At 61.0% G+C, this 15007-nt stretch carries 11 protein-coding genes and 1 tRNA gene; 8 read left to right on the top strand and 4 right to left on the bottom strand.

Going from position 1 to position 15007, the window contains the following annotated elements; translation table 11 throughout:
- The first annotated feature begins 13 nt into the window (after positions 1–13).
- The 6 genes from HHL09_RS17530 to HHL09_RS17505 all read left to right on the top strand — a co-directional run bounded on the left by HHL09_RS17530 (position 14) and on the right by HHL09_RS17505 (position 11224).
- Complete coding sequence (locus HHL09_RS17530) at positions 14–3436, top strand: hypothetical protein (protein ID WP_169455925.1); 3423 nt, start codon at positions 14–16, stop codon at positions 3434–3436.
- A 29-nt stretch (positions 3437–3465) separates the two neighbouring features.
- Positions 3466–4155 (top strand): hypothetical protein, encoded by a 690-nt coding sequence (locus HHL09_RS17525; RefSeq protein ID WP_169455924.1) that lies wholly within the window; start codon positions 3466–3468, stop codon positions 4153–4155.
- A gap of 45 nt (positions 4156–4200) precedes the next feature.
- Positions 4201–6051: a sulfatase-like hydrolase/transferase gene (locus HHL09_RS17520; RefSeq protein ID WP_169455923.1), complete on the top strand. Its 1851-nt coding sequence runs from the start codon at positions 4201–4203 to the stop codon at positions 6049–6051.
- Positions 6052–6139: 88 nt separating this feature from the next.
- Positions 6140–7483: an arylsulfatase B gene (locus HHL09_RS17515; RefSeq protein ID WP_169455922.1), complete on the top strand. Its 1344-nt coding sequence runs from the start codon at positions 6140–6142 to the stop codon at positions 7481–7483.
- A 250-nt stretch (positions 7484–7733) separates the two neighbouring features.
- Complete coding sequence (locus tag HHL09_RS17510) at positions 7734–9803, top strand: arylsulfatase (protein WP_169455921.1); 2070 nt, start codon at positions 7734–7736, stop codon at positions 9801–9803.
- Entirely contained in the window at positions 9800–11224 is a 1425-nt protein-coding gene (locus tag HHL09_RS17505; protein ID WP_169455920.1) for a sulfatase family protein, read from the top strand. The genes HHL09_RS17510 and HHL09_RS17505 overlap by 4 nt, the downstream gene beginning before the upstream one ends.
- A gap of 93 nt (positions 11225–11317) precedes the next feature.
- On the opposite strand, the gene HHL09_RS17500 is transcribed toward HHL09_RS17505, so the two are convergent.
- Together HHL09_RS17500 and HHL09_RS17495 are read right to left on the bottom strand one after the other, a co-directional pair.
- A tRNA-Pro gene (locus tag HHL09_RS17500) sits at positions 11318–11394 on the bottom strand.
- A 75-nt stretch (positions 11395–11469) separates the two neighbouring features.
- On the bottom strand, positions 11470–12114 hold the full coding sequence (locus tag HHL09_RS17495; RefSeq protein ID WP_169455918.1) for a lipoyl protein ligase domain-containing protein: 645 nt from the start codon (positions 12112–12114) through the stop codon (positions 11470–11472).
- Between the two features lie 72 nt (positions 12115–12186).
- Between HHL09_RS17495 and HHL09_RS17490 the strand changes: the two genes are divergently transcribed.
- On the top strand, positions 12187–13008 hold the full coding sequence (locus tag HHL09_RS17490; RefSeq protein WP_169455916.1) for a CbiX/SirB N-terminal domain-containing protein: 822 nt from the start codon (positions 12187–12189) through the stop codon (positions 13006–13008).
- Positions 12995–13648, top strand: coding sequence for a DR2241 family protein (locus HHL09_RS17485; protein WP_169455914.1), 654 nt, complete (start codon positions 12995–12997; stop codon positions 13646–13648). Before HHL09_RS17490 ends, HHL09_RS17485 begins: the two co-directional genes overlap by 14 nt.
- A gap of 1 nt (position 13649) precedes the next feature.
- Here HHL09_RS17485 and HHL09_RS17480 read toward each other — a convergent pair whose 3' ends face one another.
- Together HHL09_RS17480 and HHL09_RS17475 are read right to left on the bottom strand one after the other, a co-directional pair.
- Positions 13650–14069 (bottom strand): hypothetical protein, encoded by a 420-nt coding sequence (locus HHL09_RS17480; RefSeq protein WP_169455912.1) that lies wholly within the window; start codon positions 14067–14069, stop codon positions 13650–13652.
- Positions 14070–14072: 3 nt separating this feature from the next.
- The gene (locus tag HHL09_RS17475) at positions 14073–14897 is read right to left on the bottom strand and encodes a polyphosphate kinase 2 family protein (RefSeq protein ID WP_169455910.1); all 825 of its coding nucleotides are present in this window, start codon (positions 14895–14897) and stop codon (positions 14073–14075) included.
- Positions 14898–15007: the final 110 nt, after the last annotated feature.

The following is a 15007-nucleotide window of genomic DNA, read 5'->3' as shown; positions in this document are numbered from 1 at the left end:
CAGCCACAAAGCCATGATCCTACGCAAGACACGCACCACCACATCGCAACGCACCCAAAAGGGCTTCGCCCTCGTGGTGGCGATGTGCCTGCTTGTCCTGCTGTTGTTGCTGGCAGTGGGATTGATGTCGCTTTCGGCCATCAGCCTGCGGGCGGGATCGCGGGATGCAGCGCTTCAGCAAGCACGATCGAATGCAAAGCTCGCGCTGCAATTGGCGATCGGCCGCCTGCAGGCCACGGCTGGCCCGGACCAACGAATCACGGCTCCGGCCTCCCAGCATGGTCAGCGCCAGCAAGACCATCTCACCGGCGTCTGGGAAGGGTGGAAGTGGGATGGCAAAGGCTCCACGCCGAACTGGGATCAGGAGAAATCCAAACGCTTCAAGGGCTGGCTGGTCTCCTCTCCCACCCCTGCCGACACCAAGGAAGAAAAATACGCTGATGGCGAAGTGCCGAAGGAATCCGTCGAACTCGTCGGGAGCACCCTCGTCACGGACAAGTCCGTAAGGGCACCACTCGTCAAACTCGGCACGGATGAAGCCTACGCCTGGGCCGTCTTTGACGAATCCCAGAAGGCATCCGCCTCGATCAGCAAGAAAGAGCCCACCGACTTCGCGAGCAGCTACGATCAAGCCGGATCAGCGGCGGGATATGGCTTTGAAGCGGTGAAGGCCCTCGATTGGAGCGCCCTCGCCGATGAAAAGACAGATCACCACAAGCTCCTCAGCACCGGTCAAACGACCCTCGCGGGGCTGGCGAAGGAAAATCTCGGCTTTCACGATCTCACCACCGATAGCCTCGGTGTCTTGAGCAATGCAGCCGAGGGCGGCTTGTCCAAGGACCTCTCACGTCTCTTCGACTCCTCCGCTCTTCCTTCCAGCTATGCCTCACGCTTCCTCTACTCCGGCGGCGATGAGCCGCTGAGCGGGATACCGGCGCGCTTCAACGGCGCGAATCCCTTGCCCAGCCCCGACCCATCCTGGTCCATCCTCCAGTCCCATTACCGTGCCTACACGCGTCTCACCGGCGGCGACTCCCCTTACTTCGATGCCGGCGTAGCCTCTGTTACCGCACGCCCCACCGCAGCCACACAAGGAACGCAGCTGCTTCGGCACAAGGCTTTCACCGAACAGCAGATCGCCCCGGTGATCGCGAAGGCCCAGTTCGTCTTTAGTTTGGCCTTCGGCTACAATGCCGACACGCTGAACAACATGTACAACGACGGCAGCGCCAAGAAGAGCCCGCCGGAACAGCGCGATGAATACATCACTTGGCTGGTGATTGATCCGGTCATCACGCTGTGGAATCCCTACAATGTTCCCTTGCGCTTCACCGGTGCTCGCGTGGAGCTCTACCGCATCCCGCTTGCCTTCCGCATCTATAAGAACGGCACTCTCATCAACACCGAGTACACGAAGCTCACCAACGCCCATACGGTCGAGGACTTCAAGACGCGCCAGTCCCGCTTCTATCGTCTCAACATCCAACCCGAGGACGGAACCACCGAACGCATCCTCGCTCCCGGCGAGCACGTCGTCTTCACCGCGCACAACCACAAGATGCACGGCGGCCATGACTACAACCTCACCGGCGTCACGCTTCGTCCCGGCTTCAATCCGCCCGCGGGCAGTGCCAGCAGTCCCGAAATTGGCGGGGTGACAACTCAGAATATCTTCGTCAACTCCAGCGGGATCTCTTCAGGGAAGGACTACGGCAAGACCGTCCGCACCATCGCGGTGAAAGCGGGGGATCGCATCCAGGTGGAAGTAAAGGCTCAGCGCGCCGGCGTGGATAACTTCAAGGAAACCGGCGGCCAGGAAATCACCGGCTTCCTGAAGTATTACCTCGGCGGTGGCAATGTGACACGCCTGCTGGGTGGCATCGAGTTGGACTACGGTGACCGCGAGGAGGAATTGCTTCCCCACTTCCCCAAGGAGGACCTCCCCACCATCGTGGTCAGCCCGGATATCCCGAAAGGCAGCACGGCCGGACTCAATGCCGCGCGCCACGCGCTGCGCTTCAAGGAGCCCTTCCTCATTTCAACCTTCCAGGAGAAGACTGAACGCGATTCACGCTTCGGATCCCGGTCCTGGCTGAACAACTCGCCGGTAAACTTCTACGCCAGCGAAGGAATCGACCAGACGGAGGACTTCGCCCACCACCAGTATGAATTCAAGTGGGAGGCCATGACCGACTGGCCGCCGAACAGCCCCACCATCGAGATCAGCAACACCGGAAATCGCGGCTACGGCGGGCCGGGCATCTATGCCCAAAGCGGCGTCGAGTTCGCCACCTTCGCAAGCCTCCCGCTCGCACCCGCCCATTCCCTCGCACAACTCCGCCACGCACCGCTGAATGTCGGCGGACAATTGCCACTGACAGCACAGGTCCTCGCCAACTCCTTCGCTCCGCCCCTGCTGGGTGATGACAAGGTCCAGACCGCCGCGGGAAACCGGGCCTACCTGGATCACTCCTACCTCGCAAACAATGCGCTCTTCGACTCATGGTTCCTTTCGAGCGCCGCGGACCACCCGGCACTTCCGGGTTCCGATAAGCGCTCCGCGAAGGAGTTGCTGGAAGCCTTCTTCACAAAGGGCGATGCTTTGCCGAATTCGCGCTTCCGTCCGCATCGCGGCGGTCGTGACGGCGAAGAATTGGCCGAAGAACTTTCCTCGTCGGAGGATGCCTACGAGGAAACTGCAGCTCACCTGCTGGTGGATGCCCCCTTCAATGTGAACTCCACGCGGATCGCCGCTTGGCAGGCTTTCCTCGGCTCCAACTTCGGGGCCGCGGCTCCGATCATCACTGACGGGTCGCTGAAGCTCGATGAAGGAGACAATCTGCCGGTGCTCCGCCACTCGCATGCCGCATCCGGCAGCTTGGAATCCGGCAGCGGCTCCAGCGGGACCGATCATGCCAAGTGGAACGGCTACCGCCGCCTCGATGAAGACCAGATCACCAAGCTCGCCGAGGAGATCGTGGAGCAAGTCAAGGAACGCGGTCCCTTCCAATCCGTCGCCGAGTTTGTGAACCGCCGCCCTGGCAGCGGGGAACTCGCTCGCAAGGGCGCGCTGGAAGCCGCCATCGAGAATGCCGGACTGAATGCTTCGGTCTTGGATCCATCCTACGGCTTGCCTGATGGCGGGAACACGGCGGACGGAGCACCTGGAACGATCAATCAGGCCGACCTTCTCACTCCCCTCGCACCACAGTTGACGGTGCGCGGGGATACCTTCCGCATCCGCGCCTACGGCGAGGCCACCGATGAAAAGAACTCGAAGGTCAAGGTCTGGTGCGAAGCCACCGTGCAACGCGTCCCCGAGTATCTCGACCAGACCGACAAGGCCTCCGCCACCGCATCCTCGCCCGTGAATCAAAACTTCGGACGACGCTTCGAGCTCGTCTCCTTCCGCTGGCTGAAGCCACGGGAAATCTGAATCCAACCACGACTGAATCCATGAACACCATGAAGAAACTAGCAGCCCTGATCGCGCTTGCACTACCCGTGCATGCCGCCACCGAAAGCCGGACCGTTGAAGTTTCCTTCTACTGCTTCAAGTATGCTCCCGGCGTGGAAACCGTGCAGGTGGCCAATGGCGAGACCAGCAAGTCGATCCGCCTCTCGACGGCGAACATCACCGAGCCGGTCAGCTTGCCGGTGAGCGACAACCAAGCCGTGATCCTTCGGGCAGACCAGGCCCTGCCCGCTGCGAAGCTCAAGATTCCCGCGGAGATCGGAAAGGCACTCGTGGTACTCATGCCCTCGCCTGCGGGGAGCGCGGAGCCTTACCACGCCTTCGCCATCGACTACGGCCATGAGAAGTTCCCTCTCGGCACCTATCGCTTGGTGAATGTCTCGAAGCACGCCGTGCGCGGTGCCATCGGCCGCAGTTATGCGGAGGTGAAGCCGGGCGGGATCGCGGGCATCGAACTTCAGGGAGAAAATGGCGCAACCCAAGGGGCCAAGTTCGAGTTTCTGGAGGAGGGCAAGTGGAACCGCCTGACGGAAACCCGCTGCGCCGTGCGACGCGACCGCCGCTGGCTGGTCTGCGTCTATCAGGATCCGGCCACCAAGCGCATGAACCTGCGCAGCATCCCCGACCGCACGGTCAATCTCGTCACAGCTTCCAACGCGACGGCCTCGATCGCTGAATAAACGATCCCGCAGCCGCATCACTCCGATCACCAAGACTCCTCTGATATGAAGACATCCTACGCCCTCGCAGGCCTTCTTGCCGCGCTCGCCCTGCCTGCCCATGCCGAGCGCAAGCCGAACATCCTGCTCATCGTCGCCGACGATCTCGGATGGGGAGAGCTGACTTCCCAAGGCATCACCAAGGACATCCCGACCCCGAACATCGACAGCATCTCCGCCAATGGCATCCGCTTTACCAATGGCTACGTGAGCGGCCCGTATTGCAGCCCAACGCGCGCCGGCCTCTTGACCGGCCGCTACCAGCAGCGCTTCGGCCACGAGTTCAATCCGGGGCGCGCAACGACCGAAGGCGAACCCATCGGTCTTTCCCTCAAGGAAACCACCATCGGTGATCGGCTGAAGGGAGCTGGCTATGCCACCGGCTGGTTCGGCAAGTCCCACCTCGGATCCGCCCCTGAGTTTCATCCTCAGAAGCGGGGCTTCGATGAGTTCTACGGCTTCCTGGGTGGCGCGCATAGCTACATCAATCCGGGCCAAGGAACGAACGGCATCTTCCACGGCACCGAGGAGGTGAAGGATCCGGGCTACCTGACCGAGGCATTCGCACGCGAGGCCGCGAAGTTCATCGAGCAGAAGAAGGACCAGCAGTGGTTCGTCTACCTGCCCTTCAACGCTGTGCATGCTCCCTTGGAAACTTTGGAGAAGTACGAGAGTCGCTTTAGTTCCATCCAGGATCCGAAGCGCCGCAAGTTCGCCGGACTTCTTTCCGCCTTGGACGACTCCGTCGGCACCGTGTTGAACAAGGTCCGCGACCTGAACCTGGAAGAAGACACGCTGATCTATTTCTTCAGCGACAATGGCGGACCGACTCCGTCCATTACTTCTCAGAACGGACCGTTGAAGGGTTACAAGTCGCAGACTTCCGAGGGTGGCATCCGCGTCCCCTTCTCCGTCCAATGGAAGGGCAAGATCCCCGCGGGCAAGACAGAAGACCGCCCGGTCATCCAGTTGGATGTGCTGCCGACCAGCTTGGCAGCTGCGGGCGTCGAGGTCGATCCGTCCTGGAAGCTCGATGGCGTCAACCTTCTGCCCTACCTGAAGGGTGAGAAAACCGAGGCTCCTCACGAAACGCTCTTCTGGCGCTTCGGCCAGCAGCTCGCGGTGCGCAAGGGCGATTGGAAGCTCGTGAAGTCGGCCGCCGACGGCGATGCTCGCAATGGCTCCGGCAAAGCCAGCCCCGATGGAGCGAAGCTCTACAACCTTAAGGAGGACATTGGTGAGAAGAATGACCTCGCCGCCAGCAATCCGGAAAAGGTGAAGGAACTCGAAGCCGAATGGACCAAGTGGAACGCCAGCAACGTCGATCCGAAGTGGACCCCGAACGGGAATGGTAGGCGTCACGCCGGCAGAACCGAAGAGGTCGCCAGCAATGCATCCAAGGCCGGCCCGTGGAAATCAGGCGATGTCCTGAGCGGCGAAGATTCCCCTGCCATCGCAGGCAAGGCCTTCACCGTCTCCGCCGAGATCGATAGCGAAAGCGCGCCCAAGGGCGTGATCCTCGCCCAGGGAGGAGCCGCCCGCGGCTACGCGCTCCATGTGCAAGACGGCAAGCTGAGCTTCTCGATTCGCGCTGGCGATGGCCTAGGCACCATTGTTGCCACCGAGCCCTTGGAAGCAGGCCATCACAAGCTTGAGGCCAGCTTTACTTCCGATGGCCAGGTGACCCTCAAGGTCGATGACAAGGCCGTAGGCCAAGGCAAGGTCAATGGCAGCATCGAACGCCGCCCGGGCGAAGGCCTGACGGTGGGCGATGACGGCCGCACACCGGTCGGCCAATACACCGCTCCCCATGCCTTTTCCGGCAAGGTGGCAAACGTCAACGTAACCATTCACTAGGAACGACGGTTGGAATGAGGAAGGGATCACGTGGCGTGATCCCTTCCTCTTTTTTCGCATCACCCGCTTCCCGCTTCCATCGTCTTTCATGAAAATCCGGCATTTGCTTTTCGCCCTTATCGCCTTCCCCGCCATCGCGGCAGAAGAAGGCTCCGCCAAGAAGCCCAACGTCATTTATCTCCTCGCCGATGATCTCGGCTACGACGACGTGGGGTGGAGAAATCCAGAGATCAAAACACCGAATCTCGACAAGCTGGCGGCAGGCGGCGCGAAGCTGGAGCAATACTACGTGCAACCGGTCTGCTCGCCCACCCGCGCGGCATTCATGACCGGACGCTATCCCTTCCGTCACGGTCTGCAGACCGGCGTCGTCCGTCCATGGGCCCAGTATGGCTTGCCGCTTGAAGAAAACACGCTGCCCTCGGCTCTCAAGGAAGCCGGCTACGAGACAGCCATCACCGGCAAGTGGCACCTCGGCCACTTCAAGCCGGAGTATCTTCCAACGAAGCGCGGCTTCGACCATCAATATGGCCACTACAATGGCGCGCTCGATTACTTCACCCACGAACGCGACGGCGGTTTCGATTGGCATAAGAACGACACCGTGAACCGCGACGAAGGCTACTCCACCGAACTCATCGGCAAGGAAGCCTCCCGCTTGATCCGCGAGCGTGACAAATCAAAGCCGCTCTTCCTCTACGTCCCCTTCAATGGCGTCCACAGTCCCTTCCAGGTTCCTGATCGCTACCTCTCGCTGTATCCGCAGTTCCAAGGAAACCGGAAGCTCTACGCGGGCATGATCAGCGCCGTCGATGATGCCGTCGGCGAGATCGTGAAAGCAGCGGCGGAAGCCGGCCTCGGTGACAACACGCTGATCGTGTTCTCAAGCGACAACGGCGGACCGAATCCCGGCAAACTCTCCGATAATGGCAAGCTTCGCGGCGGCAAGGGTGGCGTCTACGAAGGCGGCGTCCGCGTCGTGGCCTTCGCGAACTGGCCCGCCAAGATCAAGGCCGGCAGCGCGATCCGCCAGCCGACCCACATTTCCGACTGGTATCCCACCCTCGTGAAGCTTTCCGGCTCGGAAGCCGCGCCGAAGCTTCCGCTCGATGGCCGCGATATCAGCTCCGTGCTCACGGAGAACGCCACGATTCCGGATCGCGAGGTTATTCTCAATCTCGCGCCCGATGCCGCAGCGATTCGCGTGGGCGATTGGAAGCTCGTCGTCCACAACCGCAAAACGGAGGAGAAAGCGGAGCTCTTTAATTTGGGCGATGATGCTTCGGAAAAGAACGACCTTTCGGAGAAGAACCCGGAGAAAGTGAAGGAACTCCGCGAACGCTTGGAAGCCCTCGACAAGGAAGCCGTCGCGCCGAAATCAAAACCACAGCCACGCGGCTTCAAGGCACCCGCCATCTGGGGCCAGTCCTGAGAGACCTCGGCAGTAGAAACTTTCGCCGCACCCTGCGACGGTGGACAGCAACATGCCTGCGAGAAAAGAGAAGCGGAGCTTCGGAAAATCTCATCGGCACACCCGTCAACCGGCAAATCGCAGCCGCCTCGAGCCCCCTGTTATTTTCCCAATTATAGCAGGCGGAACAGGCGGGAAAGCCAAAGGTCCCCAGGTCCGAAAAATCATCCGAACGCAGTCCCATCTCGGGACACTCCTGTCTCACAAGATCATGAAACTTCTTTTACCCTTGCTGCTGCTCTCCTCCGCAATCGCGCATGCCGACACCACGCAGAAGCCGAACATCGTCGTCTTCCTCGTGGATGACATGGGCTGGTCCGACCTCGGCTGCTACGGCAGCGAACTGAAGACCCCGAATCTCGATGCCCTTGCCAAGAACGGCCTGCGCTTCACCCAGTTCTACAATGGTGCCCGTTGCTGCCCCACCCGCGCATCGCTCCTCACCGGCCTCTATGCCCATCAGGCGGGTGTGGGCCACATGACTGAGGAACGACGCGACGAGAGCGGGAAAGTCCGCCCGGGATATTCCGGCCGTCTCAATGACACCAGCGTGACCATCCCCGAAGTACTCGGCAATGCGGGCTATTTCACGGCCATGACCGGAAAGTGGCACGTCGGCCAGAACCACGGTGTAAAACCCGAGGAGCGCGGCTTCCAACGAACCCTCAGCGCCGCTGCAGGTGGCTTCTATTTCCCGGACTCGAAGGGCACCCGCGTCTTCTACAATGGCAAGGACCTCGGCAAGAACGCCGATCCCCTGCCGAAGGATTGGTACGCCAGCGATCTCTGGCCGAACTTCGGGCTCAAGTTCATCGATGAAGCAATCACGGAGAAGAAGCCCTTCTTCCTCTACAATGCCTTCAATGCCCCGCATTTCCCGCTACAAGCTCCGGCCGAAGACATCGCCCGCTGGCGCGGCAAGTTCAAGGCAGGCTGGGACAAGCTGCGCGAAGAACGCTACCGCCGCCAGATCGCGGGAGGCTTGATCGACGCCAAGTGGCCTCTTTCGCCACGCCCCGAGGATGTGCCCGCCTGGGATAGCCTCTCTGCGGAGGACCAGGATCGCTACGACCACCTCATGGCCATCTACGCCGCGGTGATCGAGCGTATGGACAAGGGCGTCGGCATTCTCGTCGATGGTCTTCGCCAGCGCGGCCAACTCGACAACACGCTGATCCTTTTCCTCAGCGACAATGGTGGCAACGCTGAGGCCGGTGTACAGGGCCGCTCGCGTGGCGACAATCTCGGCGACGCGAATTCCGACGTCTTCATCGGCAAAACTTGGGCAACGCTCAACAACACGCCTTTCGTCCGCTACAAGCACTACACCGACGAAGGCGGCATCTCCACCCCGCTCATCGCGCACTGGCCTGCCGTCATCAAGGACGGACGCCGCGGCGCGATCGAGAAGCAACCGGGACACCTGATCGATATCCTCGCCACGGCGGTCGACGTCGCGGGCGCCGAGTATCCTGCGGAGTTCAAGGGCAAGTCGATCACCCCGAAGGAAGGCACCAGCCTGCTTCCCGCCTTCAAGGGCGAGAAGCTCGCCCGCACCGCGCCCATCTTTTGGGAGCATGAAGGCAATCGCGCCGTTCGCGAAGGCGACCTGAAACTCGTGGCTCTCGAGAACCAACCCTGGCGTCTCTACGATCTCGCCGCGGATCGAAGCGAGCAGCACGACCTCGCCGCAGAAAAGCCGGAGACCGTGAAGGACCTTTCCGCGAAGTGGGATGCATGGGCAGCCCGCGCGAACGTCTTGCCTCTGGGTGCTTGGCGCGCTCCCGAAGCGAAGAATCCGAAGGGCAGCAAGAAGCGGAACTTCGAAGTAAAAGCTGGGGACCACCTCGAAGGCGATGAGGCACCCGATCTCCGCAATCGCGCGATCACCTTGACCGCGGACTTCGATGCACCGAAGGGCGATGGCGTGATTCTCGCCCAAGGAGGAACGCTTCACGGCCTCTCCCTCTCCATCCTCGAGGGCAAGCTGGTCTTCTTCCTTCGCAGCGCAGGCGATACCACCCGCGTGGACCTTCCCGGTCCCTTTGAAGGAGCCGTCCAAGCAAAGGCCACGCTCACCCGCGATGGCAAGGTCACCCTCTCCGCCGGCGGTAAGGAAGCTAGCGCGACTCGCAAAGGCCTGATCGGCACCAACCCCATCGACGGCCTCACCGTCGGTGACGACGGCGGCCCCGCAGTCGGCCCCTACGAAACCGCAGCCCCCTTCCAGGGCACCCTCCGCTCCGTCCAAATCACCCTCGGCAAGAAGAAGACCTCATGAAATTTCCGCTCCTCGTCCTGCTCGCTTCCACGCTGGCTTCCTTCGCGGAGGAAAAGCGGCCGAATTTCCTCTTCATCATCACCGATGACCAGCGCTGGGATGCCATCGCCGCGGTCCAGAAGGAACAAGGCGACAACGCCCGCTTCCCTTGGCTCGATACACCGGCACTCGATCGGCTGAAAGGGCAGTCGGCCTCCTTCCGGAACGCCTTCTGCACCACCTCGCTTTGCTCCCCCAGCCGCGCCAGCTTCCTCACCGGCCAATACACCCACACCCACGGGGTAACGAACAATCACTCACCCTTTCCTTCGGGAGCCACTACCTATGCAACCGTTCTGCAGAAGAACGGCTACCGCACCGGCTACGTCGGAAAATGGCACATGGGAAATGAGGATCAGCGGCCAGGATTCGATTTCTCCGCCAGTTTCCGGGGCCAAGGTAAATTCTTCAATTGCCCCGTGATCGTCCGCAAGGATGGAGAGAGGAAAGACATTGTCGCTGACAAATGGATCGACGACGCCTCGGCCGATTTCGCCATCGATTTCCTGCGCGAGAACAAGGAACGGCCTTTCCTGCTCACCGTTGGCTTCAAGTCCGTGCACGGCCCGCGCGAGCCGCATCCGGATCACAAGAGCAGCTACAGCGGAGACAAGGTCAGGCCGGTTCCAAACCTTGGAGCATACGCCCCCTTCCTTCCGGAAAAGAAAGCCAGCCCGGCTAGGGACAATCCCGGGAACCCGAAGCTGCTGGATTATTTCCGGACCCTCACCAGCGCGGACCGCAGTCTCGGCCGGCTCCTTGATGAAGTCGACGCCCTGGGCTTGGACAAAAACACGATCGTCATCTTCACCAGTGACAACGGTTACTACCTTGGCGAACACGGACTAGGCGACAAGCGCTCCGCTTATGAGGAAGCCCTACGCCTGCCGCTTTTGGTCCGCTCACCCTTCCACGACGAGACGAAGTCGGCAGTTCAGCCCATCGTTCTGAACATCGACCTCGCGCCAACGATTGTCGATCTCGCCGGACTTCCGGTTCCATCCTCGTTCCAAGGGAAAAGTCTCAAGCCCCTTCTGGAAGGCAACAAGCCGGACACGTGGCGTAAAGACTTCCTCTACGAATACTTCTACGAGCGGAACTTCAGGAACCCGCCTGTCGTCGCCATCCGCACCGAGAACGAGAAGCTGGTGACTTATCCTGGCCGCGACGCCTGGAATCAGCTCTTCGAGGTAAGGGAGGATCCCTACGAACTGGCCAACCACTACGCCAACTCGGAGAAGACCGGTCTTCGCCAGCGGCTGGAAACCCGCTTGGAAGAACTCAAGCGCGAGACCGCCTACAAGCTTCCCGAATCCGCCGACCCTGATCGCTTCGGCAGCGAAAAGCCGGCTCGGGCCGCCGCAAGGAAAGCTAAACCTTGAAGACGGAGGCCCCTCTCCTTCAGGTGACCAACAGAAAGGCAGGATGATTTTCACCATCCTGCCTTTTCCATTTCCGGAGATACCGGAAAGAAGTGGTCGGGGCGGCCAGATTCGAACTGACGACATCCTGCTCCCAAAGCAGGCGCTCTACCAGGCTGAGCTACGCCCCGGACGGGCGGGACCATCTGCAAGCGAGCCGCGGCATGCAAGAGGAAAGGCACCGATGCACCGCTTTCCTTCACCAACTACCGCCGATTCGCCCAATTCTCCATGCCGTAGCGCCCCGCCACCTTCGCTGCCAGCGTCCCGGGATCCGGAAAATACGGATTTTCTTCCACCTTCTCCGCCAGTGCGCTCGCAAGCGCCCGCTCTAGCGAGCTTTCGACCGCCACCGACCCTTGATGGAGCAAGCCCCGCACGCTCCTCCGCTGCCCCGCGCCCGCGATTTTCCGCCCTGTAGCGTCGAGAACGTCGTGCTCCACCGCTTGGATAAAGCACTCCCCGCCCGCCGCGGCAGCCGCAGGACCGGCCAGCAGAGCTTCCTTCCCCGCCTCCAGCAGCCCGGCCACGACGGCGGAATGGATCACCCGATAGCTCTCCGCCCCGCGAGCCTCCGCAAGCGAATGCCCCCGCGGGACAAAAACCGTATAAGTCCAGTCCTCCCGGTGGTCGACGATCCCCCCACCGGTCCAGCGCCTGACCCATTTCAGGCCATGGTCCGGCAAATCCCCCGCTTTCACGAAATAACCGAAGCTCCCCCACCCCGGCTTCCACCGGTAGGAGCGCAGGACCGGCACATCCGCAGTCTCGGCCAGCCACTCATCCACCGCCATGTTTTCCGGCCCATCGCGGGCGACGGGGTCGATCCAGAGCCGGAGAAACGCGAGCACGGGCGATTGCTGGCACAGCGCGGGACGCGAAGCAAACCCTTGCATCCCCGGCTCCGCCACGCACCTTCGGGCATGCCTTTCACGCCCAAGCCGCACGCCGCCCTCCTCATCGTGGGCCACGGCTCGACCGAAAATCCGGATTCGTCCACGCCCTACTTCGAGCATGCCGACGAAATCCGGAACCGCGGTCTTTTCGGCGAGGTCCACTGCTGCTTCTGGAAGGAAGAACCTTCCATGCGCGAAGCTGGCTACATGATCGATGCCGAGGAGATCTACGTGGTCCCGGATTTTATCAGTGAAGGCTACTTCACACAGGACGTGATCCCCCGCGAGCTGCAGCTCGAAGGACCCACCACGCGGCGGGCAGGAAAGACCTGGCACTACACCCTGCCGGTCGGCGTCCACTCTTCCATGACCGGTCTCCTGCTCCAGCGCGCCAAGGAAGTCGCTCCGGACGCGAATCCCGCGGAGACCACCCTTTTCATCGTGGGCCACGGCACCGGCTTAAACCAGAATTCAACCAAGGCGATCCGCGATCAGGTCGAGCACATCAAGGCCTCCGGGGCGGGCTATGCCGAAGTGCTGGATGCGTTCATGGAGGAACAACCCTTCATCGCGGAGTGGGACAAGCTCGCCACCACTCCGAACGTCATCGTCGTTCCCTTCTTTATTGCCGACGGCCTTCACAGCTACCAGGACATCCCGGTGCTGTTAGGAATCGAAACAGAGCCCGGCGAAGCCGCCAGCCAGCGCGAGGTCTTCCGCCACAATCCCCACCATCTTCGCGGCAAGACGCTCTACTATTCCTCTGCCATTGGCACCGAACGCCACATCGCCGATGTGATCCTCGACCAGATCGCCGACTTTGACGCCAGACTTCATGAAACTCGCTGAGCGACTTTCCCAAGCCATCGCCGCCGGCATCCGCCGCATCGGTCAGGTTTCCATCCGCCCCGATCTTGCGGGCGCAGCCTATGCCTTGTGCCACATTGAGGACGAAGCGGCCGACCCCCATTCGTTAGAGATCCACAATGGTGCCGCCGCAGCGCGGGACATCTCGACCTGGGCGGAAGACGGACACTATCGCTTCACGAAGAGCGAACTCTCCCTCAAGCGGGGCTGGATCCTCCGGCTCTCTTCCGCGGACGAACTGAAGCAAGCACTGGACCTCTTCTATCCTGCGGGGGTCGGTTTATGGATGGCCGACAAGGACGATCATCTGAAAATCGAGCATCTGCGCGACAAGCTGAACCGACAGACGGGGATGTATCGCTTCGCTCGAAATCTCGGCGACGCCGGAGCCCAAAAACTGGTCCGTGAAGTCTGCGGCCCGAGCAACTGCTGCGTTAAAAAGATTCTCTGGCAGATCGATTCGAACACACCTCTGGAAGACAGCGAAGCAAGCCGCTTTGATGGTGTGGTGGGTGCATTCGATCGACAAGCCGCCATTCCCCTGCTCTGCCGGGAGGCTTGCAATCACTTCGTGGCCGAAGCCCGCAAAGCATCAAAGGCGGAAAACGACGCCAAGCGCTGAACTACTCCTTCCCCTGCAGCTCCGGCGAAAGCGGAATCTCGGGATAGGGCTTCTCCTCGTAGAATTTCCGGTTCCGGTAGAAGGCGGTCATGATCCCCGCGTCATCCACCACCGGCGAAAGCCCGCAGGTGAGCGAGGTGTAGCGCACGGTGCCGTCGTCGCGATCGTCGGCGAACCAATCGTCGATCTTCGTAGTGGACTTGAATTCCCCGAAGAGTCGACCTTTGACCACGCCCATCTCGGCAAGCTTCTTCAGGATCTTCTCCGGAGACTTGTTGGTGTAGAGAACCGCGTTGATCTGCTCCGAAGCGATTGACCGGTAAGGATCCAGCTGCTCCTCAGGCTCCTTCTTGAACAAGCCGCAACCTGTAAGCCCTCCACAAAGGGCCACGCCTAACACATACGCCACACCCTTCATCACGGCTCAAACGATTTTCACACCGGAGGCATCCCAAGCAGGCTTGGGAAAATCCATCTTCAGGCTCCGCAAGGTATCCACCATGATGCGGGCGACGACGAGATTCCGGTACCACTTCCGGTCACCCGGGACGATGAACCAAGGAGCTTGGTCCGTGCTCGTTTTCTCGATCAGGTCCTCATAGGCCCTCTGAAAGTCATCCCAGCGGGCGCGGTCGGAAAGATCATCCGGGTTGAATTTCCAGTGCTTCGCCGGGTTGGCCAGACGGGACTCCAGACGGCGCTTCTGCTCATCCTTGGAGATGTGGAGGTACATCTTGATGATGGTCGTCCCCTCCTCCGCCAGCATGCGCTCGAATTCGACCACGTGGCGGTAGCGGCGCTTCCATACTTCGTCCCCGAAAAGCTTCTTCACCCGGACTGCAAGGATGTCCTCGTAGTGACTGCGATTGAAAATCACGATCTGGCCGTTTCCCGGCACGTGGGGATGCACTCGCCAGAGAAAATCGTGCCCCAGTTCCTCCTCCGTCGGCTTTTTGAAGGCTTTCACGCTGACCCCCTGCGGATCCACACGGGAAAACACATGCTTCACGCAGCCGTCTTTGCCCCCGGTATCCATCGCCTGAAGGACGATCAGGATGCGGTGCTTGTTCTGGGCGTAGAGAACTTTTTGGAGCGCCTGCAACTCGTCCCGGAGCTCATCGAAAACCGCTTGGGACTCCACTTTCCCGCCATTCGCGAACAGCGAGCAGTCGCTGGCGTCGATGGTGCGGAAGTCCACCTTTTCCCCCGGCCTCACCCGGTATTTCTTGATGGCCTCACCGATTTTCATCGGAAGCTATGGTTCCCTCGGTCGGGCACGCTTGCAAGCATGGAGTCCGGCTCGCGCGGGTCCGTCACACATTCGTCATTGAAAGCAGTGCCCTCCCGCGCTGTCTTCAG

The organism is Luteolibacter luteus, assembly GCF_012913485.1.
Classification (GTDB): Bacteria; Verrucomicrobiota; Verrucomicrobiia; order Verrucomicrobiales; family Akkermansiaceae; genus Haloferula; species Haloferula lutea.
Note: the sequence above shows the minus strand (reverse complement) of the source record. Positions and strands in the feature narration are given on the sequence as shown.